We start from the raw sequence: 25,379 nt of genomic DNA, 5'->3' as shown, positions 1-25,379 counted from the left end.
TCCAGACACGCCTGATTCATCAGGCAAGCTGGTGGCGGGTGGGTGGCAAAAAGCCGTCGCTATGACGATCTTCGTGACGGCTAACTGCCCTAGGGGTTAATGGATCGTTACTGGCTGAGCTGGACACGATGCCATGATCGAACTGATCCGCCGCCGTGATCCTCATCGTCCCGACCGCTGGAAGATCTATTTCGGCGATGTATGTATCGGCGATATCGGCCCACGCGCCGGGTGTTCCCCCACCGTAGACCAATTGGAGTGGTACTGCGGTTTCGTTCCGCCGGCGCATCGCGGTGTCGACGCTGGGGGCACTGCTATCGATTTTACACGACGCGCGACAAAAGTTCGAAGTTGCGTGGCGAAAATTGCGGACCGCCTTCACGGACGACGACTTTTCAGCGTACCGCTATGCGCGTGCCTGGACTGCATGGAAAGAGAGAATGTGGAAGGACGGCCGCAAGCTGCCGACACAAACGCAGGATGGCCGCTCGCGATGCTTCTGCGGCGTAGCGATTGACATCCCCGGTATGGAAGGGCACGTCAGGGCCGCTCACATGACCGAACCTGCCAATGTGTAACCTCTACTCGGTCACCACCAACCAGGAAGCCATTCGCGCGCTCTTTCGGGTGATGAATCGCTATGTTGCCAACCTGCCAGCAATGCCCGTCGTATTTCCAGATTATCCCGCGCCAGTCGTGCGCAACGCCGGCGCCGAGCGCGAGCTAGTGCTGGGGCATGCCGCCACCGCTGCGGACCGGTTGGGCCGCCAGTGACCAACATCCGCAACACGTCATCGCCGCACTGGCGCGCCTGGCTGAAGCCTGAAAGCCGATGCCTGGTGCCTTTCAACAGCTTTGCCGAGTATGCGCCCGAGCCGAACCCCGAGACAAAAAAAGGACGTCGTCTGGTTCGCGATCAATGACGATCGGCCGCTGACCTGCTTCGCCGGCATCTGGACCGAGTTCAAGGGTGAGCGCGGAACGAAATCCAAACCGATTCCAGGCGCGCATCAAGTCTACGACCACGTCGCCGAACGCCGTCGTCGAACCGATCCACCCGAAGGCCATGCCGGTCATCCTGCTGACGGAGGAGGAGCGCGACGTCTGGATGCGCGCGACGTGGGACGAAGCCAAGGCGCTACAGCGGCCCCTGCCGATGACGCGGTCACGTTGGTGATGCGCGGCGGGGATAAGACAGGGCTGCAGCATGACGGATAACGGTGGAAAACGCTGGCGCTGCTGATCAATGGAGGCGGCGCTCCCAGCACAGCAGCCACTCCGGCATCACGTCGAGCGCATGACACAGCTTTATCAGCTCGATCGGGTACAGCCGCGTGCGCCCGCGCTCCCAGCTCACGATCTGTGCCTCACTGTAGCCCGTCAGTTCGGCAAGCTCGCGGCGATCCATGTGGGCCTTGGCCATCGCACGCGTCAGGCGCTCGCCGATCCGTTGCTGCTTGGCAGCGTAATTCTCTTGAGGCATCGCCGCGCCTCCCTCTGTCCGACTGTAGCCTACACCAAAATGTTAGGAGACGGCAGACTTTGTGCTCTGGGGTCGCGCTGGACGTCCAAGACGCCATCGATCAGGCAACGGTCGAGATTGGCGGAGCTGCATCCCGCATCAGCTCGACGTCCTTCATCAGAGCCTATCGGTCTAACGACGACCTCCGCACTGTCGTGAACCGGCATCATGCCATGTTCATCGCCGAAGGTCGTCAATCGGCGGCCTGCAATGCGACCATAACGTCCATCCGCGTCTATGTCGCTGGCTAGCGAACGCGCAGGACCAGGCCGGCGTGGATGAACTCGAACTTACCCAGGAATTCCTCGCCCGCATGTTGGGAGTTCAGCGGATCAACCAAATTTGCGGCGCATTGCATGCCGAAGGGATTATCGACACCAGCCGCGGCCATATCACAATACTGCAACCGGAGGGTTTGCGGAACAACGCTTGCGAATGCTACGGCATCCTCGGGAAACGCTTCGCGACGCCATTTCCGAATTGGGGCGGCGAACGTTGAGGCCGCTCTCGCCGTGGCCACTGATCATAAGAACCAATTTGGTCCTGACGAATTATCAGAGGTTGTAGGTCGTTCGGAGACGGACGAAAATGACGCGGTACTATTTCGACTTGCGGGAAGGCGACATCCTGGTCGTTGATGAGGAAGGGCTGGAACTTCCAATCTGTGCACCAACAAGCGGCGAAATCCCTACTCGACATGGCCAAGGACGCCGTGGTCGAGCGGGGCGGCCGGATGCAGTGGATGGCAATCGACGCCCGAGACGACGAGGGACCGGTCCTCCAAGCCAAATTCACCATCGATATAAAGAAGCTCAGGTAAGTCAGTCTGTAAAAAAGGGCCCCAGCGGCACCGCTGAGACCCTTCTCGGGCTGAGGTATCGCATCCAGGGGGAAAATGCGATGTCGCTTCAACCCACCACCCTCAATTCGCGTTCCTAACGTCCGAGCCGCCCTTCGACCCGCTTGCGGCTGCTGCCGACCTTGTTGAACACCTTAGTGCGCCGTCTTGAAGTGTGCCGCCTTGAATTCCGCGATCTTCCGCGCGCCGTCCCATAGCTCTACGTCGTGACCGTTGACGAGCAATTTGGCGCGCTCTTTGGCTGCTTCGTCATCGTCGCATTCAATGTCCACGCGATGGATGATGTGGCCGTCCCTGCGGATCATGTAAGCTCGATAGGCGTGCATGAGTGCGCCCTTCTCACGTCGGCTATTTCAGCTAGGCCGTTGTGTTCAACTGAGAACGCCGGAGCAACGAAACAGGTCCAGCGTTCAGTCGGTACCCTGCTAAAAAAGGCCCTGGCGGGAGCTCTAATCACGCCAGAGCCGCCAGCGATCCCGAGTTTGCCGACTGCGAGACCGTTTAAGTTCGTGAGTGTGTCCCACTATGCGCGGGGACATCCCCCATAATCAGCCTGCGGGGTAATCGTTCCTGTCGCGGGATGCTTCCATGACTAAGATTCTTCCGGCCGCGTTGTGTGGTTCACGCCTTACCATTGGGGCAAAGTCAAGAACCGCCAGCATCCCGCGATGGAATGGGTCATGGAGGCAATGTCATGAGCGTCGCGCTCACCGCTGGAACGGATCGGCCCGCCGCGCATCATAGGGCATGACAACTGAAGATACAGAACGGTATCGCCGGAAGGCTGACGAGTGCCGCGCTAACACGAGGACCGCAACCGACGACGTTGATAGAACGGCGTGGCTCCGGCTCGCTGAGGATCGGATGGAATTGGCGCGATCCGCGGAACACGGATGGCGGGCACCGGCTGACGGCACGAGAGCAAAACGTTCGTGCAGCAAACGCAGAGCGGCTCCGATCTTTTTGCCTAAGCCATAGCCCCAACGCCGGGGACGGCAGGCTGAGGCTATGGAGTCGAACAGCCCTCACCTAGGGCTGCACCGTATCGCAGCATTGGACCGACCGTCGCCGATACAACAATCCTTCCGGGCAGGAACGATACTTGAATTGGTAGATTAGCGGGATTGCAGGCTACGGCAATCCAAGGAGGCGTAGAAATGGCAACACTAATTGTTATGGATCACAGCGGCGACACTAGGTACGATTTCAACACTGGCGACGCGAAGGAGGTTTTGGAAGCAGAGGCGCGCTTTAAGGAATTAACCGGCGCAGGTTTTACCGCGACAACCCGAAATACGTTTGGAGAGCCAACGGTAACACGTTCGTTCGATCCAACTGCTGAGGAGACTTTGTTTTTCCCGCGCTTGGTTGGCGGCTAGTCTTCAGATGTTGCGAAACCTGCTGAAAACTGACCGTCTTCGACGGATCCTAATGGTTGCCTCTCGAAGGGCACGCGCCATTGGAAACCAGTGCTTTGAGGCGGGTTGCACCCAAGCAGAATTGCGGGGCATCAGTTTGCTGAAGGGATGGTTGTCGCCTGAACAATTGACGCAATATGAGTCCTATCGGTATTTTGATGTCATTGGCGGTCAGAGCGGCAAACGCTATCGCATCCGTTACGGCGCGGGGATGAATATCTTCGAGATCGACTCGCGCGGAAGGAGGCTAGCCGGGTTGTGTTTTGTTCCTAGCGAGACTTTAGTCGCGGGTGATGTCATGCTGGCGCAAAAAATCGCACTGGAAACGGACGAATGGAGTGCGCTAGCCGTAGCCAGAAGGTTTGCCCCCATTTGGCATTAAAACTAGGGTCCTCACGACTGCAGCATAGTGCGATCTCAGAAGCTGAGCCATGTGCCTCATCAGGAACCACCCCGCAACTCATTCGTTGCCTCGCATCCCAGACAGCAAAGGACACGAATCATGGATCGCGAACACGTAAAGGGCGCTGCGGACAAGGCCAAAGGCGCCATCAAAGAAGGTGCCGGTAAGCTCAGTGGTGACAAGGACATGGAAACCGAAGGCAAGCTTGATAAGGCCAAGGGATCCACGCACAACGCCGCGGGCGATATGAAGGATGCCGTGCGGGACGCCGCTGACGCTATCAAGAAATAAGCAAGAAGAAATGACCGAGAACTAGCCGCCTCCGGGCGGCCTTTTCTTTGCTAAAAGCTCTGGCTGCGCCATATCGCGAATTGCCGCCCGCTGGTCGAGCGGTGTAGGCGAAGTCTGCCCTATCCCGAAGGCCATGCCGGTCACCTTGCTCTCTAAAGAGGAACGAGACGTGTGGATGCGCGCGCCGCGGAACGAGGCGAAGGCGTTGCAGCGGCCGTTGCCGGATGATGTGCTCCGGATCGTTATGCGCGGCGCGGACAAGGAAGATCAGGCCGCGGCATGAGTTCACCAACGCCCGCCCCACCCGGAAAAAAGCGCGGCGGATCTAGGCTGACCACTTATTTTCTTCGCGTCGGGCTTCGTCCTCGTTGAGGCGCTCGGCAACGTCGGCAGCAACGGCCGGATCGTCGGTGTTTGCGATAGGTGTGCCGTCTTGCTTCTTGATTTTTTTGCCCTCGGCATTCACCGGAAAATCATCGGGCTTTCGCGGCTTCTGAGCTTTTGACATCGCGTCCTCCTGTGAGCCAGCACAATAGCACGCCCTCGACGAATGCTACTCTCTTCCTTGCTCGCTAAACTCAGTTTCGCTTGCAATCAAAAGTCCAGGTCCCCGCCCGGGCGCGTCTGATTTGTCCTCAATTCGCCTTTTGGCTAGGCGCTGCCAGACGTCACTGCTCGGATCGCTGTAGGTCGCTCGATTGCGTAACAGCGTGTCAGGGGTGCGAGCCTTGGCGAGGATTTGTCCTCATTGCGCAACTCCTGTTCAGCCAAATTCCAGAACTACTTCTCCGGTCCGACGGGTCTGCCGGCTTGCTCCCAAAGTTGATAAGCTCGTGCCTCGATCTCTTCTTTGCTCGTTTCGGGCATTTTTCTCCGAGTTGAAGCACGGCCCCACCTTCGGGGGTAAGGGGGCTTATCGGCGGGACCGTGCTGGGCCAGCTTGGAGACTGACCTCTCGATTCAAGTCCACATGAAGCCGCTAGTTCCTGGCTGAGACTGCCCCCAAGACAAAGGCCACGCGGGCGTTACACCGCATGGCCGCGGACCGGCAGAGACGTTCCGGCCGACGCTGGCAAAAAGTAACCCGCCGGGGTGAGCCCGGGGATTACTTAGAAACGGCGAGCCACTGACCGAGCATGGCGAGCCACGTACTCACACGGAAACAGGCCCGCGCCAGGGGCGGTCGCCCGCACGCCGGAACGTTTTAGCTCGTGGCGAGTCCTAGACGCGATTGATCCCGGTTTTGCTGTTGGATCGAACATGGAAAAAGCGGCCGTCTATGATCTCGGCCTTCATCGTCTGCTTCGGTGTTTGGATCCTTATTGCCGGCCTAAGCTCTAGTGCGCCCGCTTTATGGATTTGCGCTGCTCTCATCCCCATAGCGATCGGGCTCCTGAGCGCTTTCGGCCGCACTTAAAATCCATCCCCTTCGGGGCCCGATAATGCCGACGTGGGAATACGGCAGCAATGGTTCAGCCAGTAACCGATGGGGTTTTCGAAACCTCAATCGTCTGTCTCAAGACCTGGCACTGCCTGTCCGAGGTCAGAAATGCGATATCCGACGCATCCCGGCCACTGCCGATGCGGATAATCCCTTCAATCGGCGCAAGCTGCGTCGCGTCAATCAGCCACCAACTATTTTCGAGATGAACTTCGAAGACTGCGTGGAAGTCATGCGGGTCCAGTTGAAGCGCATACGCGCTGACGGCGCGGGCCGGAATGCCGAGTGCGCGAGCCAGTGTGATGCCCAAATGCGCGAAATCGCGGCAGACGCCCGCGCGGTCTATAAACGTCCGCTCCGCGGTCGTCTCAGCGTTGCTGACGCCCGACACATAGTCAACGTTGCGATGAATCCAATCGGAGATCGACATAACTCGCGCCACGCCGTCGCCGGCTCCGCCGAACTCGCGTTGCGCAAATCGCATGAACTTGTCCGACGGGCAAAAGCGGCTGGGCAGGAGAAACGGGAGCACGTCGGTGGGAAGGTCCGACCATAGATGCTGGTGACCGGCCGGCGGGCAGGAGCTGCCGAAGATTGTTTTCCACCACGGCCTGATAACGGATCGCCACTTCGCCAGAGAACGAGGCGCGTATGCTCCGGTCACCGTATGGTGTCTTGTCGAAGAGCAATAGCGCCGGTGGCTGAATGTCGAGCGATTCCGAGAGGATTTTTTGATCGCTCGTATGTGAAGCCTCAATGATAGCGATAACCTGCGTTGCTTGCGCGAAAGCATAGACGAGTTCGGCCTTGATCGAGAGTTTCATGCGGCCCTCAAGCCAAAACAACCAGGGCACCCTGGCGTGAATTATGATCAGGTGTTCCGAGTGCGAACGCGGTGACGAGCAGTAAAACACTCGCGAGGATAATGCTGAGGTTGGGCCGTATTTCAGACTCGGCTTGAAGCCAGAACTCCAGGTCGCGGTCTGCTGGCCGTCCGTTCTGTCCCAAAGTTCGTAGGCGCGCTCTAATCCGCTGGGCGGCCAGCCAAGCCTCTGTCTAAGTTCCTCGACCGACGCCCTAAGCCGCTCATAGGTCGTCTTGTCAGTGATGCGCGAAGAAATGCGACTCGCTTGTGCAACCTTGCGGTGGCCGGCGTCCGCCTGAACCCTGGAGTTGGCGCTTACTGAGGCACCTCCTGCCCGACCGTTGCCGATGGGGTAGCAGGTGCAGATTTCTCTGGCGCTTCTTCATCCGCATCACCCGTGGTAATGGTGGCTACAACATCAGCAGCCATCGTTTCAAGCAATGCGACTTCGTCTCCTTCCAGGGTGCGGGGTTCGGAGTCGAGAATGCATAGCGCTCCGATTATCAGACCGTCAGCTGCGCGTAGCGGCGCCCCAGCGTAGAAGCGCACGTTCCATTGCTCGATCGTTTCGTTATCGGCAAAGCGCGGGTCGCGCTCGATATCAGAGATCACTAGCGTCTCGTCGTTGGCTACTACGTAGTTGCAGATCGCATGTTCGCGGTCCATCGGCAGCAGCGTACCTGTATCGTCGGTGATGGCATCCGGCAATTTTCCACTTTGTCCGACGAAGTATTCACGGTCCTTATCGATAGTGGTGATCACGGCAATGCTGGTGTTGAATACGTCGGCCGCACGCTTGGCGAGAGCATCCAGCGCTTCACGTTTGTCACCCTCTAAGACCCCGGTCGCTTTCAGCGCGTCGACACGCTCTGCGTCGTTGTCAGGCACGGGGGCTTGTTGGGCCACCTTGGCTTCTTCAGGGTCGACGATGCGGTGAATACGACGGACCGCCTCCTCGACCGAAGTCACGACAGCATCGGCTTTGAGCGCTGCGAGGGATTCGTCGGTCAACAGTTCCGGGGGCGCCCTCCATAGCGCTAGAACGATGCGCAGATTCGGCCATCGTCTTCGCAGACGCCGGCAGGCGTGGCGGGCGGGGATGGCTGGGTTCGGCGTAAAGTAGCTGAGGCAGACAATGTCCGCGCCCTTCAGGTCGAGTTTAGCCAGATAGTCGGCATTGACGCTTGCAGCGGGTTGGGAAGCTGCGGCGATCCCTTCGAAACCAAGCGCGTGGGCTAGCACCTCGCCGGCGAGGGCATCGATCTCCCATTTTCCTCCGATGCACAGGACCGTTGGCTTTGCCTCCGGACTCAGGGAGGCTGGGTATTGATCTCTGAGATCGTCGAGCAGTGTATCCATTCCGCTTGCCAGACGCAGGCGGTGCTCAGCGCTTGCGTTCTGGAGATACTCCTCGCTTGCCAGACGAAGGACCTCAATGCCGATTGCATCGTAGAATGATATGATCGAAGACTCTTCGATTTCGGCGCTTGCGATCTCGACAGCTTCGTCGGCATCATCTGCAATCAGTCGCTGATAGATGCGGGCGGGTACATCCAGTGCAGGTGTCGAACCGAGCATGGTGTCGAGGAAGCGCAGCTGCGGCAGATTACGCCCGAGGACTAGTAGACAAACCGTGAGAGGGGTGGAGAGGATCAGCCCCACGGGACCCCAAATCGCTGTCCACAATATCGCCGCGGCGATCAGCGATATGGCCGACAGGCCGGTGCTCGAACCATATAGCAGGGGCTCGACAATGTTGTTGCTTATCAACTCGAGGATGACGATCAGCGCAACGGTCCATAGCAACATGCTCCAGCCACTGTCGACGGCAAAAGCGATCGAGACTGGAAAGATCGCCGCAATCAGTGGGCCGACATAGGGGATGAAGCGCATGACCGCGCCCACGGCGCCCCACAGAAGCGCGCCTGGTACGCCGATGATCCAGAGACCGGCAGCGAGCGGCACGCCGTAACTGACGTTTACGAGTAGCTGCATCAGAAGGTACCTGCTGATACGCGCACCAGCCTCCTGGATCGCATCGGTCGAACGATGGAAGTTGCCACCCAATAGTCGTAGAAACCGGTCGCGAAGGTCGCCGATATCAAGCAGCGCCAGAAAGACGAAGATCAAGACGATGCCGGCCGTAGCCAGCGGCTCCGCTGACCGCACAAGCCAGGCAAATGCCTGCTCGAACGGCGTTTGCGGCATGGGAACGATTTCGACACGCTGTGGCACCGGGCCTTCCGCGGGTTTGTCGTCCTTTGACTCGACCTCCTTCTGTACGCGTTCGACTGTCTTCAGCACGCCGTCGAACAATCCGGGTGCCTTAAGATTCTGGCGTAGATCCGCCAATTTCGTCAGTATCGTCGACTGGTAGGTCGGCAATTCGACGGCGATCGAACGGACCTGTGCGCCGAGAATGACGCCTAGTCCAACCAGGGCGCATCCGACGGTTACCATGACGAGGCTCGTCGCGAGCAGTCTGGGCAGGCCGAGCCGGGCAAACCATGTGACGGGCGGGTTCAGCGCGAATGTAATCAGGAATGCGATCGCCAGTGGTATCAGTATTTCACGGCCGAAATACAGGCCAGCAAGGATGACCGCGCCCGACACCAGGGCGGCCGCAACTCTTACAATATCCAGTTCGCGAGACGTGACCGCGTCCGCGCGGACCTGGCTTGATGATGGAAGCCCTGAGGCTGTAGGCAAATTATGCATTGTGCTCCGCCTCGCACGAAAACGCGAACGGACCCAGCAAGTTCCGTTCATGCAATTCGTGTCGCGAGCTTGCACGGGCAATAAATCGTCGGCTTCACAGACGACGGGACATGCACACGTTCCGCGAGGAAGCGATCGAGATGATCCGCGCCTAGGTAACGGCAGGCTGATCAGCGGTCTCTCAGGCGGTGTCGATTTCGAGGTCCCTGCGATCTGATCCACCATCGGTGCCCTCGGCAGCTCATGGCACCTTTGAGACATGCCGACACGGTAACGATGTCTGTTTATAGGTAATTCATTCCGAAACGGCCAGCCTTCCAGTAGCGCTTGCTTGGCAAACCCACCTGTAAGAAGCTCGCCGGCTGCAGGTGCCTGCTCCGCTCGCAGCCTTGACGTTCATAAGGAGCATGACCGATTATGCCGAGATCCCCAGCTTTCCAAGCGCTAGCCCGACTAATCGTGGATCCGGCTAGCCATGTTCGACGTCGTCCCCGCATGCCATGGCATCATTGACGTTCAGTAGCGAGCGGAGCGCAAGTTTGCCCGCCGCCTCCCTTAGTGTCTCGACACGTCCCGCAAACCGGTGAATGCCCTAACGCTTCCCAGATATTTGGTTTCGTACATTTCTCTTTGGGCTTCCAGTACCTCCTGCCGCTCCCGCGCGTGCAGATCTGGGGCTACGAGCTGAAGGGTTTCGCCGTCCAGAGCGGGAATAGACCGGTTGGGCTGTCTCGGATCGCTCATGCTCCCGGCCCTGATCACGATCGCTCTACTTTTCATGTTCGGAAATGCTGCGCTTCTGAACCCAGGCGACTTAGTGTCTGATCTGCGCAAGGGAAAGTGGTTTCGGCTAGGAACAACTCAACGGCAATCTTGTTTGGTACCAGCAATTAACCTGGAGGGTTCTATGGCTAGAGAGAAAGAACTGAAAGATCTGTTTCTTGATACACTGAAGGATATCTACTTCGCCGAGAAGAAGATCCTGTCCGCCCTGCCGAAAATGGCCAAAGCCGCGCAGTCGCCGAAGCTTAAGGCTGCGTTTGAAAAGCACATGGCCGAAACCGACGGCCAGGTCGAGCGGTTGGAGCAGGTATTCGCGTCGATCGACGAAACGCCGAAGGGCAAGACCTGCGATGCCATCGTGGGCATCATCGAAGAAGGCAAGGAAGTTATGGACGAGTACAAGGGTATGCCGGCCCTTGACGCTGGTCTGCTCGCTGCAGCACAGGCCGTCGAGCATTACGAGATTTCGCGTTATGGCACCCTCAAGACCTGGGCAAACGAATTGGGTTACGCCGATGCAGTGAAGTTGCTCGATGCAACCCTTAAGGAAGAGAAGGCAACGGACAGTGCCCTGAGTCAGCTCGCGGAATCCGAGGTCAACCAGCACGCCGAGACCGCGAAAGCCGCATAACCAAGCGACCCGATACCACCTACAAACGGCCCCAGCGCTACTGCGCTGGGGCCATTCTACCGAATACCGGACCGGGCTGAACATCCTCCGAAAGGCGGCGACAACAGAGTGTTCTTACGATCCTATTTTCTCTCGGGCCGCCTCCATCGCATCCTGGCCCGCCTGTTTGACGCGATCGACGTATTCGGCGCCGGCATCTTCGAATTCGGCTTTGAGCGTATCGGCCCCCTCTCGGACGCTTTGCGACACGGCCCCGGCACGCACCTTCAGATCTGCCTTGAGGCTGTCACTCAAGTCCCCGACCCACTCTTTTTCGAGACCCGACTTGGCCAGGGCGCCCGCCACCGTGGCGCCGATCGCAAGGCCTACGGCACCAAGCACCAGCGGTTGCCTTTCCAGGAGATCGGACAGCGAGGACTGCGCCTGCCTCAGAGTTTCCTTCCTCGGCAAGGCCCGGCCCACCCGGTCAAACATTTCCCGGGCGCCGGCCACGCCTTCGTCGAATCGCTCGCTCATCGTTTCCGCCGCGCCGGACATCGCATCGGAAGTGGCCATTCTGGCGTTGCGGACCGTTTCATTGATATCGCGCGAGGCTTCGTCCTGCATTCGGGAGGCGCGATTCCGCATGGAACCGTAAGTATCGTCCCAGCTGGAGGCGGCCGACCTTTGGGCACGCGCGCCGAGATCGGCGAGCGGCGCGGCCGCTGACGTGACCGAACCGGCGGCGTTCTTCAGCTTGTCGCTGCCGATAAGCAGCCACAGCGCGCCACCTCCGATCAGGGCTGCGGCGAGCGGGTTTTCCCGGGCAGCCGCGGCCAGACCATCTATGAAACTCCCTTGTGAACCGATCATCGCACCATTCCCTTCACGGTGTCCTTGTCCTTTTCGAGCTGACGCAACGTTTCTCGCGGCGCCAGATGACGTGTGTCGAACCGATTCATACCGACCGCAAACAAGATGCCTGCGAGCACCGCGGCAACAATCGCGGAGATCAGATAAGAGACCGGCTGCGACCAGCCGCCCGCGATCAAGGCCGCGGAAAGCGCAAACAGCGCCATGACGATCGCGGGAATAACCAGGACGGCACCGGCCGCAATGAGGCCGACGGCGCCACCGATTTGCTGAACCTTCTCGCCGAGTTCGGCCTTGGCGAGATCAACCTCGTTCTGGAACAGTTTTGCGAATTGCGAAAGCGCGTCGCCGAAAAGGTGCGAGATCGTCCGAAGATCGGTTTTCGTGCTCATGACGCCTCACCTTTGTAGGATCCCGAGCTGTAGGATGATGACGGCTCGTAGGACGATGACGATGAGGAAGAGCCCTGGCGTGAAGAGCTCTCGCTTCCCGATGCCCTCAGGAAGCGGACAGCGGCGAAACCGGTCAGCACCGACAGACCCAAGAAGGCCGCAGGCTGCCGCTTGGCAAAATCCGTCGCGCCATCGACCAGATCGCGGAAGCTTCCGTTGCGGATTTTGTCGGCGGCTTCGTCGACATATTCGGCCGCCGAATTGATGCCGCGGGCTGCGAACGGCACGTCGTTTTCGAATGCGCGCGCCGCATCCCTGATGTTGCCGGCGAAGCGGCCGACAAAATCGGCACCCGAGCGCTGTTGTTCACGCGCCTGATCCTGGAAACGATCCGCAGTTCCGGCTGCAGCCTCCTTGGCGGCATCGGCCGCCTCCTTGAATTTGTCGCGTGCGGTGTCCGTCGACGCCCTCAGCACATCACCGGCGCGCTGTTTGATCTCAGCGCCGGCATGCGCCACCTGGTCCTTCAGGTTCTGGGACGAGCCCGTATTCTGGTTCTGGGAAGAATTCTTATCGCGGGTGTTAAGATCCATATCGCTCATGGCGGCCTCTATTTGGCTGGCGGGTTTCGGGAAGGATCGAAGGCCGTTGTCACGACATCGTCGGCCACCTCTTTGAGTCTCTCGGTCACGCCTTCGGTGATGCGGCTGGCGTGTCCGCCGAGGTCGGCTTCGGACAGGCTTCTTGCCGCGGCATCCGCCGCCGACAGCACCGTGTCCTTGGCCGCCTCAAATCCGGATTGAGCCGCCGTGCCGGCGGCGCGCTTGACGCGGTCGCTCGCTTCACCGGCCACGCTCGCCTCGACCCTGGTGCTCGGAAGGGAAGCAGCAAGGATCGCGCCGATCGCCACGCCGAGGCCGCCAATCAATGCGACGTTGTCCCGGATCACTATGCTTGCAGTCGCGGGAGCAGCCGTCGCCGCGTTCGTCGCAGTCGAGCGAACGCGCTCCATCTTCTCCTTGGCTATCTCCGAAGCGGCATCCATGCCGGACCTGACCTTGTCGGCGACGGCATCGGCGGCCTGCGCCGCGCGATCCCTCAGGTCACCAGCCATTCCGCTCGCCGCATCTGCCATTCCGCCTGCGGTTTCACGAGCTTCACCGGCCCTGCCGGCTGCCTGACGCTCAGCGTGGGACATCGCTTTCCGCATACCGTCACCCAGATACTGGGCGCGTTCCGCGGTCTCGTCGATAACCTCCCTCGCCTTGTCAATTCCCGGCGCTGCCGCTTCCGCGGCGCGATCGCGAACGGTCTTCGAACTTAGGGCAAGGCCGGCACCGATCATCAAGAGCGGTAGTGGGAAGCCGCGGGCCAGGCGCATCGCGGGCACGGCGATCGCGGTGCCCGCGGCGATTGCCTGCATCGGATTATCCATGGCTTGTTGCTTCAGCGCATCCATCCAGCCGTGGGTCTTGTGACTGATGAAGCCGCTCACCTCAGCCTTGAGGTTTTCCGGCGAGACCTTGTAGCGGATGTCTTCTGCGGTGTCGGCGATCTGCTCCCTCAGCCGGTCGACGGTTGCCGCAAGCTGCGCGCGGCTTTGCTCGGAGTCCCGTCGTAGCTCCTCCACGGATCGTGTCATGTCGTCACCGCCTGTGCGTTCGTGTTGTTTTGAGAACGAACTCAGGCACTATTGAATCGTTCCTAACGCTCGTTGCGCGCCGCTGGATCGCGCGCGTCATCGATCGCCTTCGTTAATTCCGCGCCGAACAGGAATATCTGCGCGGAGTAGTAGACCCAGAACATCAGGACGATCAGCGCGCCCGCGGCGCCATAGGTCGAGTTCGGGGCTGCCTGACCGAGGTACCATCCGATCAGCGATTTCCCGACGGTGAACAGCAGGGCTGTGACAAAAGCGCCCAGCAGAAGATGGCGCCAGTAGATCGTCGTGTCCGGCAGTACCCTGTAGATCGCTGTGAACAATAGCGTGAAGATGCCAAGTGACACGACCGCGTTGAGCGCGCTGAGCACGGCCTTGCCGGTCGACCAGTGCTCCAGGGCGGATAGCCCGGCACTCGCGGCCAGCGAGACGATCAGCATGAAGCCCAGTGCGGCGACAAGGCCAAGGCTGGCTGCCCGGCTCCGGATCAAGGAGAAAATTGGCTCGTCCGTCGGCTTGGCCTTGAACGTTGCGTTCAGTGCCGTGCGCATCTCGCCGAACACACCGGATGCCGTTACCAGCACCGTGACGACGCCCACGACGGTTGCGGTCGCGCCTGACGTCGGATCGCTTGATCGGGCCAGGATGGATTTAATGAAGTCGCCGCCGGTTGGTCCCAACAGCCGGCCGAGCTCATCACTGATCGCGGCGCGAGCGGCATCCTGCCCGAACGCCAAGCCGGCGATAGCCACGACGATAAGGAGTACGGGCGCCAGGGACGTGGCGGCATAGAAGGCGATGGAAGCTCCGCGGCTTAGGGCATCATTAGCGATAAAGCCGGATGCCGCCGCCTTCAGGACCCGCCACAAAAGTCCCATTGGTTTTCCCTCGCCTCCCTCGAACGCGCCACCAAACGATTAGCAGGGCGCTGAGTTCGTAGTGAACATCTCCGGGTTGCTGGCAACAAACTCTTCCCAAAGTTCTCCCATAATTCTCAGAACGTCTTCCGCGCGGTATCCCCGCCCGCTGGTTGACTAGCTGACCTAGCCGCATCGTTCCTGAAAGTGGGTCGCCAGGACTGGGGATGAAAGCAGCCTCCGCCGGCTTATGCACCACCCTTGCGGCGTGACATTGAATTGGTTGCGCGTGACTAGAGTCGCCATGGCGGTTGCACACTCGTGTGATCGGACGGACACTCTCAACGTTGGAATACTAGGCAATGTTCCTAATGCGCTCGGGATCGCGCGGCCTTGCGACCGCTCCGAAATCGAATGACAACGCCGTGTTGCGGTCTCGCCGTTTATCGCTCCTCCGGATTGGGGCGTGATCTCGCGCGGTCAGCTTGATCACGGGCACCGGCCAGGACAAGCGGCATTTCAGCGACGCCTCCAGCTCCCAGAGCGTGGCGCGCGGTCACGGAGGGCGTCAGGCGGCAGGCTCGCCCGCCTTGCAGCGGTTGCATTCGACCAGCGAGCCCAACCGGCGTGACGCCGCATCGTTGAATTCCGGTCCCTGCGTCTGGAGTAACGCAGTCAGTAAGGATGTCTCATGGTCTGTCAGGAACTATGCCAGCAGCGACACGTTTCGTCACGGGCACTAACTGGAGGACCGCATGGATTGGAGCCGCGTTGAAGGTAATTGGAAGGAGATGAAGGGCAAGGTCAAAGAACAGTGGGGGAAGCTTACCGATGATGACCTCAATGTCATAGACGGCAAGCAAGACCAACTCGAGGGCCGTCTGCAGCAGCGGTATGGCTATGCCAAAGACCAGGCCAAGAAAGAGATCGACGCCTGGTACGGAAGCCAGGGGTGGTAACAAAAGGCCCCGCTTTAGCGGGGCTTTTTATTTGGGCGAGGACAATTCACTGCCGCGCTTATGCCGTTGCAGCGCGGGCGATCTACGCAACTCTTGCCCTACGGCACCATCGCCTCATGCCGTCGGCCGATCGCATCTGATCGAGCCATCCATTCCGGCACGAGAGCACCGTCGCGATGCCGTCCGCCGGCGCACGCGACCGCCCATGCAGCCACGGCGCCAAGCAAGACGGCGGTCGCGACCGAGAAGGCAAGGATGACTGTGCTGCGTAACAGCGGTCTTGGCGTTTACAATGACGCTGTCCACCCTTCGCTCTGCATCGGCCGCAGAGAGTCCCGTAAGCGCGCCAACCTGCTGAATGAGATAGGCGCGATCGTCCGTGCTCAGGCCGCTATGACTTGAGGTGGTGAGAAGGATGCGCCCGGTCTCAGCGCGCTCGGCGCAGAGATCAACATTGGGCGCACGACGGCTGGCACGAAACAGCCGGTCAAGCTCATAGCTCAGGAACGGCTTAGCCGCGCTGGCCTGCGCAGGGCTTCGCATCGAAGGCGTTCGATTGAGACTGGCCGCGCCGATCAACGAGGCGAGCGCCGCTCCCATAATGACGGCCAGCGCCCAGACGCCCAAGCCGTGGACGCCGTCAGGGTCCTCAGTTTTTGGCAAACGGCACGTTTCTCCGGCGCGCTGCCGGTAGGCAGTCCGTTTTTTTGGCGTCGCGTATGTCCATATCGGACAAACCGAGCATTCCCGATGGTCTGTGGGCTTCCCTATTCCGCGACGGCAGCCTGCTCTCTTGCGTGTCGGTTGGATCGCAAGGAAAGCCCCAGTTGATAGGCTTTGAATACGACGCCGCCGACGGTCCGATTGGTCAGTTCGGCAATCTGCGGTGCGGAATAGTACTGGCCATGCGCTTTAGATCGTCGATATCTTGATCCGTCCAGCGTCTGCCGATCGCTCCCGGGGAGCTGCGCATGGAAAAGCGCTACTACTTCGGCTACACGACTTCCTTAGAAAAAGGATTCGTTGCGTCCCCCTCATAGGGACGGACTTTGGTGAAGATAGCGGTCGTCGAATTGCGCCAGTTCCGCAAGCCTAGTTTCGTTGAGCACCCTCACCCGGCCCCTGTTGATATCGAGGATGTTCTCATCGCGCAGTTGTTTGATGATTCGGTTGGCGTGCACTGGCGTTATGCCCAGCGTCTCGCCAATCTGCTCCTGCGTGAGAGGCATCTCGAACGCGCCTGATTCCGTGTAGCCCGTGATGGCGAGACGTCTGCGCAACTCAACGACGATGTGAGCAAGCCGGCTTGCGGCCGGCCGTTGCCCAACATTGACAATCCATTCCCGGAACATCGCGGCATCGATCAGTGTGTCGCGCCAGAGCACCTCGGTGATGTTCGGATTCCTGCGCGTCATAGCCCGCAGCGCGGCGTGACTGATAAAGCCCAACCTGGACGGGACCAAGCTGATGAGATCGTGGTCCATGCGGTGCAGATATAGGCTCTGAAGGTCGGGGATGTCCCCGGAGATATGAATGGAAAGAATTTGCCGCTGGCCGTTCATTATCGTTTTGGAGCGCACGCAGAATCCCTCGATCACCAGACAGCATTCCGTCGGGCGGTCGCCGTCGGAAACGATGGCTCGTCCGGCCTCCCACGGACGAACGACAATCGGAAGCGCGCGGATGGCGGCGATGTCCGCCTCATCGAGCCCCGTGACCGCATCAAGCCGCCGTAACAGGGTCGCGACGATCGATTCTTTATCCAAACAAGATTCTCCTTCGCGGTACACTTTCTCTGGAAAAACGGGCGCGGAAGGGCGCGGTTCCCAACAAAGGTTAAGGATGAGGCCGCTGCGATGTGGAAAGTTCAGATCTCGCAGGAGATCTAACATGAAGAAAAAGCGCAACCGCAGCCGCCCGGTCCTTTCGCTTCAGGAACGCTTGAAACAAGTCGCGTCTCTCGCGCGCGCAAAAGCCGACGGCTTACCGCCGGGCCAGGAACGCGACCGTCTGATACAGACAGCGGTCTCCAGTGATGCTGCAGCCGCGATAGACCGGTGGCTGGCATCCCCGGAATTGCGCAGCCCGAAATAGCCGGCCGTTCAGCCTTCAGCATTCGCCCAAGCCATCACTTTGGTTTTTCGGCGTAGAGGTGGATGACGTACAGCCGGTTCGCGAATTCGTCGGTCACTTCCAGTCGCTAATCCTTGCCGGGACGCAACCTCCCATCGAGGTCCTGAATGATCTGCCCCACCGTCACCGTTGCCTCGCGCCACGCGGCTTGCGCATCCGGCCAGTTCTTCTCCCTCCTCGTCCGGCTCAGGTCGGTCGTGGTACACACGGAAAAAGTATCTTGGCATGCTGGCATTTCTAGCGCCTACCTTCTTCTCGGCCCGCACGCCCTTGGACTTTCTTGGGCGCCATCTTTGCGGCCGGCTTTTCACCGCCATAAATTCGCTGGAGGCCCGGTCTCTCTTCGTCCATGCGCTCGCGCAAGCCTTGTAGCGACCAGAGCCTACGCCCGCCGCCATCAGCGGCCGCACCTGCTATATCGATGAGTGACCTGCGAGGATGCGTCCGACAGCAGCCAGACGATTGCCTGCGCAACCTCCTCCCGCGTTTGGCGGCCAAGCAGATGTGCCCTATCGCGAATTCCTGGCATGAATTTCGGTCTCGGAGCCGGATCCGCGTTTATACCGGAGCCTTGGGACCGGCCTCCCTCGCAAGTCCTATGATCGGCATCTAGTGCTTTCAACAGGCTTTCCGGCCGCCATCTCCTGGGCCATTTCGAGATGATGCTACAGGGTCGGCAGCGTCTTTTCTGCCCATTCCTTGAGGTTCGGGTCGTCGCCGCCTTTCGCGTACCGTTCAAACAGCGAAACGGCATCTTTGTGGCCGCTGACCTGGTCAAGATTGTATCGGGAGCTGAACTTGGCGCCATGAAGAGATTTTAGCTTGTCGATCTTGCTTTGGTGGAGGCTGTCCAGCTTGGTCGGCAGTGCCGTTTTCCACTCGCCGGCATGATCCATCAGATCAGCCGAAGTCACTTGATGATCCTTGATCATGGTCCCGGCAAACGCCTTCTGGTCGGCGTTGCCCCGTTCCTGCGCGATCCTGCTGGACTATGTCACTGATGGCAACTTGCCTCACGAAATCTTCCGTCTTCGGAGCGATGCCGAGGGTGGAGTTGATGCCGGTCTTTTGCAGGCGCGCCGAGGAGCATGAGCGCAAGGCACGGTGCAAGATATGTCGTTTTGTAATCCTTAAGACGGAACCTTCCATATCAATCGGCGATGCCTCACTTCGTTCCTCGCATTCCCCGCGCCCCTTGCCTGCCCGGCTCGCCAACGCAGGAGCGAACCTGCCAAGCGGATGTTAAGTAGAATTGAGATAAAAGAGAGCACAGGCTGAGCCATGCTGCATTATCCCCGCCCTCCCTTTTCCGAACCAACACCAGCCGATGCCCGGCAAGACTGCCGCGATGAATCCGGTGCCCGACCATAGCGAAACGACGTACAAGGGCAGCGGCCGCCTCAACGGCAAGAAGGCCGTCATCACCGGTGGCGATAGCGGGATCGGCCGCGCGGTTGCCATCGCCTACGCCCGAGAAGGAGCTGACGTTCTGATCTCCTATCTCGACGAGCATGACGATGCCCGGGAGACCGAGCGGATGGTGACGGAAGCCGGCAGAACGCCCGTTTTGCTTCCCGGCGACATCCAGGACCCCGGTCAATGCCGCGCCGTCATCGCGAAGGCCGTATCGGAACTGGGCGGTGTAGATATCCTCGTCAACAACGCGGCCCATCAGGCCAGCTTCAAATCGATCGACGACATCAGCGACGAGGAATGGAAACTGACGTTCAAGGTAAACATCCACGCGATGTTTTATCTTACCATGGCAGCGGTAAGCCACATGAAGGCGGGTAGCTGCATCATCAACACGGCGTCGATCAATTCGGATGTACCGAACCCGACGCTGTTAGCCTATGCAACGACCAAGGGTGCTATCCACAATTTCACGGCGGGACTGGCGCAGATGCTGGCCGAGAAGGGCATTCGTGCCAATGCGGTTGCTCCGGGGCCGATCTGGACGCCACTCATCCCGTCCACCTTGCCTGAGGACTCCGTGAAGAACTTCGGCAAACAGGCCCCGATCAAGCGCCCCGGTCAGCCGGCTGAGTTGGCCACGGCCTATGTCGTGCTGGCCGATCCGCTTTCGAGCTACGTATCCGGCGCGACGATCGCCGTCACTGGCGGAAAGCCGTTTCTGTAAAAGGTATCCCCACTGGCCCATAGGCATTGCCAAGGCCCCATTTCTCGCCGGAGCCTTGGCTGCCAGTTCCGGGTCAGGCAGCGTTCGATGCCTTGGTGTTGACGCCCTTCCGAAGCGCGATGGTATTGAGCTTCGTGTTCGCAGCCTTTTCCTCGTTGAGGTTGGTGGTCAGGAAGCGAACCACCTCGTCATGACCGAGCTTTTCGGCCCAGGCAATCAGCGTGCCGTAGCGGCAGATCTCGTAGTGTTCGACGGCCTGCGCGCCGGCGACGATCGCCGCATCGAGCACGGCCTTGTCGGCTACCTCGCCGGTCAATTCATCGGCTTCCGTAATCAGACCATCGATGGCCGGGCATTGGGTGCTGCGCGGCTGCTGCTCGAGCTTCAGAAACACCTTGTCCAGCCGCTCGATCTGCTTGTTGGTCTCTTTCAGATGCGCCTCGAGGCCCGCGACGAGATCGCGGTTGGCCGCCTTATCGATCATCTTCGGCAACGCCTTCGTGATCTGTTGCTCTGCATAATAAATATCCTGCAGGCCGTGCAGGAACAGGTCGTCCATTGTCTTGATGTCTTCTGTGAATAGTCCCATGGCATCCTCCTTGATTGGATGCGCGCTTAACGTTATTGCCGGGACCGTTGTTCCTAAGCGGCGCCGCTTCCTCGTCGTTTGCCCGAGCGATAGGAACAACTCGTGCTTCCAGGTCTTTCTCATCAACGACGCGGAGGATCCGGACGATGAAAGCACTGGCATGGCACGGTAGGGCGGCTGCATCGAGGTCGTCTTGAAGCCGTGACCTCATGGCGCGTTCTGATCGGTACATCGGGCTGGCACTACGATTCCTGGCGCGGGCCGTTCTTCCCGAATGGCCTGCCCCTCAAGGAGCAGTTGCCTTATTACAGCAGCCAGTTTTCGACGACTGAGCTCAACGGCGTGTTTTACAGAATACCCACTCCGAAGGCGGTGGTGAGCTGGCGTGATCAGACCGGGCGCGATTTGGTTTTTGCCTGGAAGGCATCCAAATTCATCACGCATTGGAAGCGGCTTTCCGACAATTCGGTCAACAGCCTTGAACTGCTGGAAGACCGCCTGTCCCTACTCGGCAAGAAAGTCGGGCCGATCTTGTTTCAGCTTCCGCCCAACTTTAGGGCTGACGCCGACCGACTCACTTCCTTCTTCAAGCTTCTTTCGAAGAAAACGCCGCTACAGTTTCGAGTTCCGCCATCCAAGCTGGTATTCACCAGAGATATCGCGATTGCTCCGGCAGCAAGCCATCTCGCTATGCATTTCCGACCATCATGACGCGCCGGCGCCTTGGACGCGCACGGCGGACTTCGTCTATGTGGCGCTGGCACGGCCCCACGGTCCGTTACAAGGGCCACTATAGTCCGCGATCCCTTTCGGAATGGGCTCGCCGCATCAGGTCCTGGAAGCGGCAAGGCTGCGACGTGTTCGTCTATTTCGACAAGACCAGAAAAGCGCGGTGCCGGCCGATGCAGACGCCTGACTGAGTCGACGGCGCCGGCCGACGACAGCGGACTGATTAGGAACCACTCCCTTGATCGGCCGTTTGACCTCCAGAAATCATTTGTCGACTTATCGGGCTTTCGGATGGATCCTTTCATCGATCGGCGCAGCAAGTCGCTTTGGATGGACGTTGCGGTCGCCCCAAACGCAACACGGCTCCAGGGCAGCAATCAATGCAATGTTGTAATCATTGGCGCGGGTATTGCCGGGATTTCTACGGCCTATGAACTCGCCCTCGGAGGTTCGCGCGTCATCGTGCTCGATCGTGGGAAGATCGCGGGCGGCATAACGGCGCGCACCACTGCGCATCTGGTGCCGCTCTGCGATGATCTGACGTCCGCGATGATCGGCCTGCGCGGGGAGGACACATCCCGCCTGTTCTACGAGAGCCAGGCCGCAGCGGTGGACCGCATCGAGGAAATCCAGCAGCGGGAAACCATCGACTGCGATTTCCGACGCCTGGACGGTTCTCTGTTTCAGGCGCGCGACACCGATGCGAAGATCATCGAGGATGAATTGGATGCGGTCCGCAAGGTCGGCGCGCCTGTCCGTCGGCTGGTCGGCGTTCCCCTCGCCCATTGCGCCCAGCGGCACGTATTGCGCTATCCGCGTCAGGGTACGTTTCATCCTCTGAAATATCTCAGGGGTCTTGTCGCGGCCATCGAGACAAAGGATGGCAGCTTCCACTGTGACACAGCTTAGGCAAGTTAGGTTTTTCCAGCCGTGAGGGTGTGATGAGTATCGCCGAACAAGACGACATCGAATCGCTGCTGGTCTCCCTGCAGAAGCCGAACGTAGATCAAGGGGCGTGGGGATCCGACGAGCTCTTGCAGGCACTGCCGGTAGCGCTCTATATGACGGACGCCGCCGGCCGTATCACCTTCTACAATGATGCGGCGGCGCAATTGTGGGGATGCCGACCGACGCTAGGGACCGCCGAGTTTTGCGGATCATGGAAGCTCTATTGGCCGGACGGCACTTCGCTCCCGCACGCCGAATGTCCGATGGCGCTGGCGCTCAAGGAGCGGCGTCCTATCCGAGGCATGGAAGCGGTCGCCGAACGGCCGGACGGCACGCGCGTACCGTTCATTCCGTATCCAACGCCCCTGTTCGATGCTTCACGGGCTTTGATTGGCGCTGTCAACATGCTGGTCGACATCACCGAGCGCCGGGAGGCTGAACAGCGGCTTCGAGAGAGTGAGGCGCGCTATCGAGCCATCGCCGCGATCATCGAATCATCCGACGACGCGGTCGTTTCGAAGGACCTCAATAGCATCATCACAAGCTGGAATCAGGGCGCGGAGCGGCTGTTTGGCTATAGCGCTAAAGAGGCGATTGGGAAGTCGGTCATGATGCTAATCCCTCCCGACCGTCACGACGAGGAGCCGACCATTCTTGCCCGCATCCGGCGCGGTGAGCGCGTCGAGCACTACGAAAGCGTTCGCCAACGCAAGGATGGCCGCACCATCGACATTTCGCTGACGATCTCGCCGATCAGAGACAAGGACGGCAAGATCGTCGGCGCTTCGAAAATAGCCCGCGATATTTCATTTCGAAAGCGAGCAGAGGAGCAGCAGCGGCTAATCCTCCGAGAGATGGACCATCGCATCAAGAACCTCTTTGCTGTCGCTGGCGGCGTGGTCACGATGAGTGCCCGACCGGCGAAAACAGCGGAAGAACTCGCTACTGTGGTGCGAGACCGCTTGTTGTCCCTCGCGAAAGCCAACGACCTAACGTTGAAGCTGACTGCCGATGGCACTCGTCGAATGCAACACTCAACGCTGCTGCATACGTTGATTGGGACGATTCTCTCGCCTTATGATGGCAGCACCGACAAAGACGGGGCGCGTGTCACGATCAGCGGACCCGACATTCCAATCGCGGGCGACGTGGTGACCGGTTTTGCGTTGCTATTGCACGAGTTTGCAACAAACGCCACAAAGTACGGGGCACTGTCGAGCCAAAGTGGCTCCATCAATATCGCGTGCTCCGAAAACACTGACCAATTCGTGCTAACGTGGACGGAACGCGGAGGACCACCGGTTGGTCGTCAAGCAGAGGTAGAGGGCTTTGGTACGCTACTCTCCCGTGCAACGGTGCAGAGCCAATTTGGGGGCGGGATCGCGTGGGATTGGAACCCCGCAGGCCTGACAATAGACCTTTCTTTTCCAAAGGACCGCATAGTGGCGCATCCCTAGCGCTCAAGTCATTCTGGCGAAATCAAGTTGTGGACGATATACAAGAAATCACCGGACGGCTCAAAAGCCTAGCAAGATCAATCTCGCACGGCGGTGGTGATCCTATCCTTTCCTGGGCACCATCAACTTCTTGAGGTGAAGAAATTCCAAGAAGTTAAGCCCTTTCAGAGTGTTGCGTTGGCCCCGACTGTGTAACAATGGGGTGTAACATTGCTGTTCAGGGTGGTTCGGCCGATGCGCCGGAAGGGTTCTCAATTTCAGTCGTTCGTTCAGCGTATTCCGGCCGACGTTCGCGCAAAGGCGACGGGTATTGAGCTTGCGATTCCGCTCGGTGACGAATTCGTTTTCTGCACGCCTAGCGAGGCCGCACAGGCCGTCAGATTCTCCCTCCGCACCGCAGAGCCCAGCGAGATCAAGACGCGTCAGGCGCTCGCAGCGGCCTATCTGGAAACCGTCTGGGAGGCGCTCCGCAACGATGCCCCGGTGCACCTGACCCACCGGCAGGCGACGGCGTTGGCAGGCGAACTCTATCGCGTGTGGGCGGACAGTGAGAGCCGCGCCCGGAGTGTCGCCATGGTCCACACGCCCGGTGTCGGTTGGGCGCCGGATTCCGAAAGCCACGAGGAGCAGGAAGCTCACTGGGCGGCCGTGACGGAGATGTGGGAAAGGGTCGCTGGTGACGGTGAGGCCAAGAAATTAGAGAAGGCGCTCGGACCCATCGTAGATCGCCTCTTGCTGACCAAGGGCATTCGTCGCGTTGACAGCGAATCACGCGTTATGCTGCTCGCCGCGTTTTGGATGGCGTTGCGGGACGCCTTCGCGAGCCGCCAAAGGAATGCTGGGGGAGACTATTCGCTTGATTCCAAGGCCGCTCGCTTCCCGGAGTGGCAGACGCCCGAAGGTGCACCGAAGGAAAAGCCAAAGCGCGGCCTCTCCAAGAATTCCCTAACGGGGCTAGTCGAGGATTGGTGGAGGGAAGCCAAGCGAGCCGGCCGCAAGCAGAGCACCTATGAGAGCTATCGCAACTCGATGGGCCGCCTAGTGACATTCCTGAAGCATGACACGGCGAGCCGAGTGACGCCCGAGGACATCGTTCGCTTCAAGGACTATCGCGTGCAAAGCGGCGTCAGCCCGAAGACCGTGAAGGATAGCGATCTCGCGGGCATGAAGACAGTGTTTGGATGGGCGGTGGTCAATCGTCGGCTGCCTAGTAATCCGGCCGAAGGGATCACCATAAAGGTCGGCAAGTCGCGCAAGCTCCGGTCCAAAGGGTTCTATGATTCCGAGGCTATCGCCATCCTGAAGCATTCCCGCGAGTTCGTGCCCGGCAGAGAAGCCCCGAAGCTGGCGGCGGCCAAGCGTTGGGTGCCGTGGCTGTGTGCTTTCACGGGTGGCCGCGTGGGTGAAATGATTCAGATTCGCAAGGAGGACATTCGCCGCGAGGGCAAGCTCTGGGTGCTGCATGTGACGCCGGAGGCCGGACCGGTGAAGACGGACGAAGCGCGTGATGTCGTGCTCCACCGGCAAGTCATCGAGGAAGGCTTCTTGGAGTTCTTTGAGAAGTCGAAGGGCGGGTATCTGTTCATTCACCCCAAGGCCGATGAGCTAGGAGCCTGTCTGAGTAGTGACTGGTCAAGAGGGTGCGAGTCTGATTCCTTGCGTGGCCATGAGCAAGGAATTTCGCCCCTGGAAGATCGACGAGGTCCAGCTTCTGCCGCCGAGCGTGCAGGAC

The 25,379-nt window shown here is 59.7% G+C and carries 28 protein-coding genes and 5 pseudogenes; 15 read left to right on the top strand and 18 right to left on the bottom strand.

The features are described from left to right. Window positions 1–133 precede the first annotated feature (133 nt). Together GWE18_RS12340 and GWE18_RS12335 are read left to right on the top strand one after the other, a co-directional pair. Window positions 134–517 (top strand): hypothetical protein, encoded by a 384-nt coding sequence (locus GWE18_RS12340; RefSeq protein WP_275186033.1) that lies wholly within the window; start codon window positions 134–136, stop codon window positions 515–517. Window positions 518–570: 53 nt separating this feature from the next. Continuing rightward, window positions 571–1,218 (top strand): annotated as a pseudogene (locus GWE18_RS12335) (SOS response-associated peptidase family protein). Between the two features lie 25 nt (window positions 1,219–1,243). Here GWE18_RS12335 and GWE18_RS12330 read toward each other — a convergent pair. Further along, the gene (locus tag GWE18_RS12330; RefSeq protein ID WP_275186032.1) at window positions 1,244–1,483 is read right to left on the bottom strand and encodes a helix-turn-helix transcriptional regulator; all 240 of its coding nucleotides are present in this window, start codon (window positions 1,481–1,483) and stop codon (window positions 1,244–1,246) included. A 235-nt stretch (window positions 1,484–1,718) separates the two neighbouring features. Between GWE18_RS12330 and GWE18_RS12325 the strand changes: the two genes are divergently transcribed. Next, window positions 1,719–2,021: a helix-turn-helix domain-containing protein gene (locus GWE18_RS12325; RefSeq protein ID WP_342804257.1), complete on the top strand. Its 303-nt coding sequence runs from the start codon at window positions 1,719–1,721 to the stop codon at window positions 2,019–2,021. Window positions 2,022–2,515: 494 nt separating this feature from the next. Here GWE18_RS12325 and GWE18_RS12315 read toward each other — a convergent pair whose 3' ends face one another. Next, entirely contained in the window at window positions 2,516–2,707 is a 192-nt protein-coding gene (locus tag GWE18_RS12315) for a hypothetical protein (protein ID WP_275186031.1), read from the bottom strand. An 831-nt stretch (window positions 2,708–3,538) separates the two neighbouring features. Between GWE18_RS12315 and GWE18_RS12310 the strand changes: the two genes are divergently transcribed. From GWE18_RS12310 to GWE18_RS12295, 4 genes and pseudogenes are all read left to right on the top strand, one after another. Beyond that, window positions 3,539–3,760: a hypothetical protein gene (locus tag GWE18_RS12310; RefSeq protein ID WP_275186030.1), complete on the top strand. Its 222-nt coding sequence runs from the start codon at window positions 3,539–3,541 to the stop codon at window positions 3,758–3,760. Between the two features lie 7 nt (window positions 3,761–3,767). After that, window positions 3,768–4,181 (top strand): hypothetical protein, encoded by a 414-nt coding sequence (locus tag GWE18_RS12305; protein ID WP_275186029.1) that lies wholly within the window; start codon window positions 3,768–3,770, stop codon window positions 4,179–4,181. 120 nt (window positions 4,182–4,301) lie between these two features. Further along, window positions 4,302–4,493 (top strand): CsbD family protein, encoded by a 192-nt coding sequence (locus tag GWE18_RS12300; RefSeq protein ID WP_275186028.1) that lies wholly within the window; start codon window positions 4,302–4,304, stop codon window positions 4,491–4,493. 112 nt (window positions 4,494–4,605) lie between these two features. Then, window positions 4,606–4,776: pseudogene (locus tag GWE18_RS12295) on the top strand (SOS response-associated peptidase); the annotation flags it as partial. Window positions 4,777–4,818: 42 nt separating this feature from the next. Here GWE18_RS12295 and GWE18_RS12290 read toward each other — a convergent pair. From GWE18_RS12290 to GWE18_RS12265, 6 genes are all read right to left on the bottom strand, one after another. Beyond that, window positions 4,819–5,001, bottom strand: a complete 183-nt coding sequence (locus tag GWE18_RS12290; protein ID WP_275186027.1) for a hypothetical protein — start codon at window positions 4,999–5,001, stop codon at window positions 4,819–4,821. Window positions 5,002–5,273: 272 nt separating this feature from the next. After that, on the bottom strand, window positions 5,274–5,360 hold the full coding sequence (locus GWE18_RS12285; protein WP_342804256.1) for a DUF2934 domain-containing protein: 87 nt from the start codon (window positions 5,358–5,360) through the stop codon (window positions 5,274–5,276). A gap of 605 nt (window positions 5,361–5,965) precedes the next feature. After that, window positions 5,966–6,364 carry a transglutaminase family protein gene (locus GWE18_RS12280; RefSeq protein ID WP_275186026.1) on the bottom strand — a complete coding sequence of 133 codons (399 nt, stop codon included), beginning with the start codon at window positions 6,362–6,364 and terminating at the stop codon, window positions 5,966–5,968. Continuing rightward, the gene (locus GWE18_RS12275; protein WP_275186025.1) at window positions 6,330–6,758 is read right to left on the bottom strand and encodes a hypothetical protein; all 429 of its coding nucleotides are present in this window, start codon (window positions 6,756–6,758) and stop codon (window positions 6,330–6,332) included. Before GWE18_RS12275 ends, GWE18_RS12280 begins: the two co-directional genes overlap by 35 nt. 7 nt (window positions 6,759–6,765) lie before the next feature. Beyond that, window positions 6,766–6,942, bottom strand: a complete 177-nt coding sequence (locus GWE18_RS12270) for a DUF2934 domain-containing protein (protein ID WP_275186024.1) — start codon at window positions 6,940–6,942, stop codon at window positions 6,766–6,768. Window positions 6,943–7,114: 172 nt separating this feature from the next. Next, entirely contained in the window at window positions 7,115–9,517 is a 2,403-nt protein-coding gene (locus GWE18_RS12265) for an AI-2E family transporter (protein WP_275186023.1), read from the bottom strand. A 907-nt stretch (window positions 9,518–10,424) separates the two neighbouring features. Here GWE18_RS12265 and GWE18_RS12260 point away from each other — a divergent pair. Continuing rightward, complete coding sequence (locus GWE18_RS12260) at window positions 10,425–10,931, top strand: ferritin-like domain-containing protein (protein WP_108522332.1); 507 nt, start codon at window positions 10,425–10,427, stop codon at window positions 10,929–10,931. 114 nt (window positions 10,932–11,045) lie between these two features. On the opposite strand, the gene GWE18_RS12255 is transcribed toward GWE18_RS12260, so the two are convergent. The 5 genes from GWE18_RS12255 to GWE18_RS12235 all read right to left on the bottom strand — a co-directional run bounded on the left by GWE18_RS12255 (window position 11,046) and on the right by GWE18_RS12235 (window position 14,713). Further along, window positions 11,046–11,783 (bottom strand): hypothetical protein, encoded by a 738-nt coding sequence (locus GWE18_RS12255; RefSeq protein WP_275186022.1) that lies wholly within the window; start codon window positions 11,781–11,783, stop codon window positions 11,046–11,048. Further along, the gene (locus GWE18_RS12250; RefSeq protein WP_275186021.1) at window positions 11,780–12,175 is read right to left on the bottom strand and encodes a phage holin family protein; all 396 of its coding nucleotides are present in this window, start codon (window positions 12,173–12,175) and stop codon (window positions 11,780–11,782) included. Before GWE18_RS12250 ends, GWE18_RS12255 begins: the two co-directional genes overlap by 4 nt. Then, window positions 12,172–12,777 carry a hypothetical protein gene (locus tag GWE18_RS12245; RefSeq protein WP_275186020.1) on the bottom strand — a complete coding sequence of 202 codons (606 nt, stop codon included), beginning with the start codon at window positions 12,775–12,777 and terminating at the stop codon, window positions 12,172–12,174. The genes GWE18_RS12250 and GWE18_RS12245 overlap by 4 nt, the downstream gene beginning before the upstream one ends. A gap of 8 nt (window positions 12,778–12,785) precedes the next feature. After that, window positions 12,786–13,817, bottom strand: a complete 1,032-nt coding sequence (locus GWE18_RS12240) for a DUF3618 domain-containing protein (protein ID WP_275186019.1) — start codon at window positions 13,815–13,817, stop codon at window positions 12,786–12,788. Window positions 13,818–13,879: 62 nt separating this feature from the next. Beyond that, the gene (locus GWE18_RS12235; protein ID WP_275186018.1) at window positions 13,880–14,713 is read right to left on the bottom strand and encodes a YihY/virulence factor BrkB family protein; all 834 of its coding nucleotides are present in this window, start codon (window positions 14,711–14,713) and stop codon (window positions 13,880–13,882) included. Between the two features lie 734 nt (window positions 14,714–15,447). Here GWE18_RS12235 and GWE18_RS12230 point away from each other — a divergent pair. Beyond that, window positions 15,448–15,651: a CsbD family protein gene (locus GWE18_RS12230; RefSeq protein ID WP_108522338.1), complete on the top strand. Its 204-nt coding sequence runs from the start codon at window positions 15,448–15,450 to the stop codon at window positions 15,649–15,651. 98 nt (window positions 15,652–15,749) lie between these two features. On the opposite strand, the pseudogene GWE18_RS12225 reads toward GWE18_RS12230, so the two are convergent. Both GWE18_RS12225 and GWE18_RS12220 read right to left on the bottom strand, forming a co-directional pair. Next, window positions 15,750–16,305, bottom strand: a pseudogene (locus GWE18_RS12225) (hypothetical protein); the annotation flags it as partial. Between the two features lie 380 nt (window positions 16,306–16,685). Next, complete coding sequence (locus GWE18_RS12220; protein WP_275186017.1) at window positions 16,686–17,417, bottom strand: Crp/Fnr family transcriptional regulator; 732 nt, start codon at window positions 17,415–17,417, stop codon at window positions 16,686–16,688. Window positions 17,418–17,541: 124 nt separating this feature from the next. Between GWE18_RS12220 and GWE18_RS12215 the strand changes: the two genes are divergently transcribed. Then, window positions 17,542–17,745 carry a hypothetical protein gene (locus tag GWE18_RS12215; protein WP_108522340.1) on the top strand — a complete coding sequence of 68 codons (204 nt, stop codon included), beginning with the start codon at window positions 17,542–17,544 and terminating at the stop codon, window positions 17,743–17,745. 106 nt (window positions 17,746–17,851) lie between these two features. Here the strand turns inward: GWE18_RS12215 and GWE18_RS12210 are convergent, their stop codons facing one another. Then, window positions 17,852–17,992 (bottom strand): hypothetical protein, encoded by a 141-nt coding sequence (locus GWE18_RS12210; RefSeq protein ID WP_244608611.1) that lies wholly within the window; start codon window positions 17,990–17,992, stop codon window positions 17,852–17,854. 457 nt (window positions 17,993–18,449) lie between these two features. After that, a pseudogene (locus tag GWE18_RS12205) lies at window positions 18,450–18,933 on the bottom strand (DUF4142 domain-containing protein). A 178-nt stretch (window positions 18,934–19,111) separates the two neighbouring features. Here GWE18_RS12205 and GWE18_RS12200 point away from each other — a divergent pair. Further along, window positions 19,112–19,924, top strand: a complete 813-nt coding sequence (locus GWE18_RS12200) for an SDR family oxidoreductase (RefSeq protein WP_275186016.1) — start codon at window positions 19,112–19,114, stop codon at window positions 19,922–19,924. A 73-nt stretch (window positions 19,925–19,997) separates the two neighbouring features. On the opposite strand, the gene GWE18_RS12195 is transcribed toward GWE18_RS12200, so the two are convergent. Next, the gene (locus tag GWE18_RS12195; protein ID WP_275186015.1) at window positions 19,998–20,513 is read right to left on the bottom strand and encodes a ferritin-like domain-containing protein; all 516 of its coding nucleotides are present in this window, start codon (window positions 20,511–20,513) and stop codon (window positions 19,998–20,000) included. 201 nt (window positions 20,514–20,714) lie between these two features. Between GWE18_RS12195 and GWE18_RS12190 the strand changes: the two are divergent. From GWE18_RS12190 to GWE18_RS12175, 4 genes and pseudogenes are all read left to right on the top strand, one after another. After that, a pseudogene (locus GWE18_RS12190) lies at window positions 20,715–21,429 on the top strand (DUF72 domain-containing protein). Window positions 21,430–21,533: 104 nt separating this feature from the next. After that, window positions 21,534–22,151, top strand: a complete 618-nt coding sequence (locus GWE18_RS12185) for an FAD-binding oxidoreductase (RefSeq protein WP_275186328.1) — start codon at window positions 21,534–21,536, stop codon at window positions 22,149–22,151. Window positions 22,152–22,183: 32 nt separating this feature from the next. Continuing rightward, on the top strand, window positions 22,184–23,647 hold the full coding sequence (locus GWE18_RS12180) for a PAS domain S-box protein (RefSeq protein ID WP_275186013.1): 1,464 nt from the start codon (window positions 22,184–22,186) through the stop codon (window positions 23,645–23,647). A 234-nt stretch (window positions 23,648–23,881) separates the two neighbouring features. Continuing rightward, window positions 23,882–25,379 (top strand): phage integrase N-terminal SAM-like domain-containing protein (locus GWE18_RS12175; RefSeq protein WP_275186012.1); only part of this gene is annotated, 1,498 nt, incomplete at its 3' end.

It is taken from the genome of Bradyrhizobium sp. CSA112 (assembly GCF_029051645.1).
Classification (GTDB): domain Bacteria; phylum Pseudomonadota; class Alphaproteobacteria; order Rhizobiales; family Xanthobacteraceae; genus Bradyrhizobium.
The sequence above is the reverse complement of the archived record's forward strand: the minus strand, read 5'-3'. Positions and strand labels throughout refer to the sequence as shown.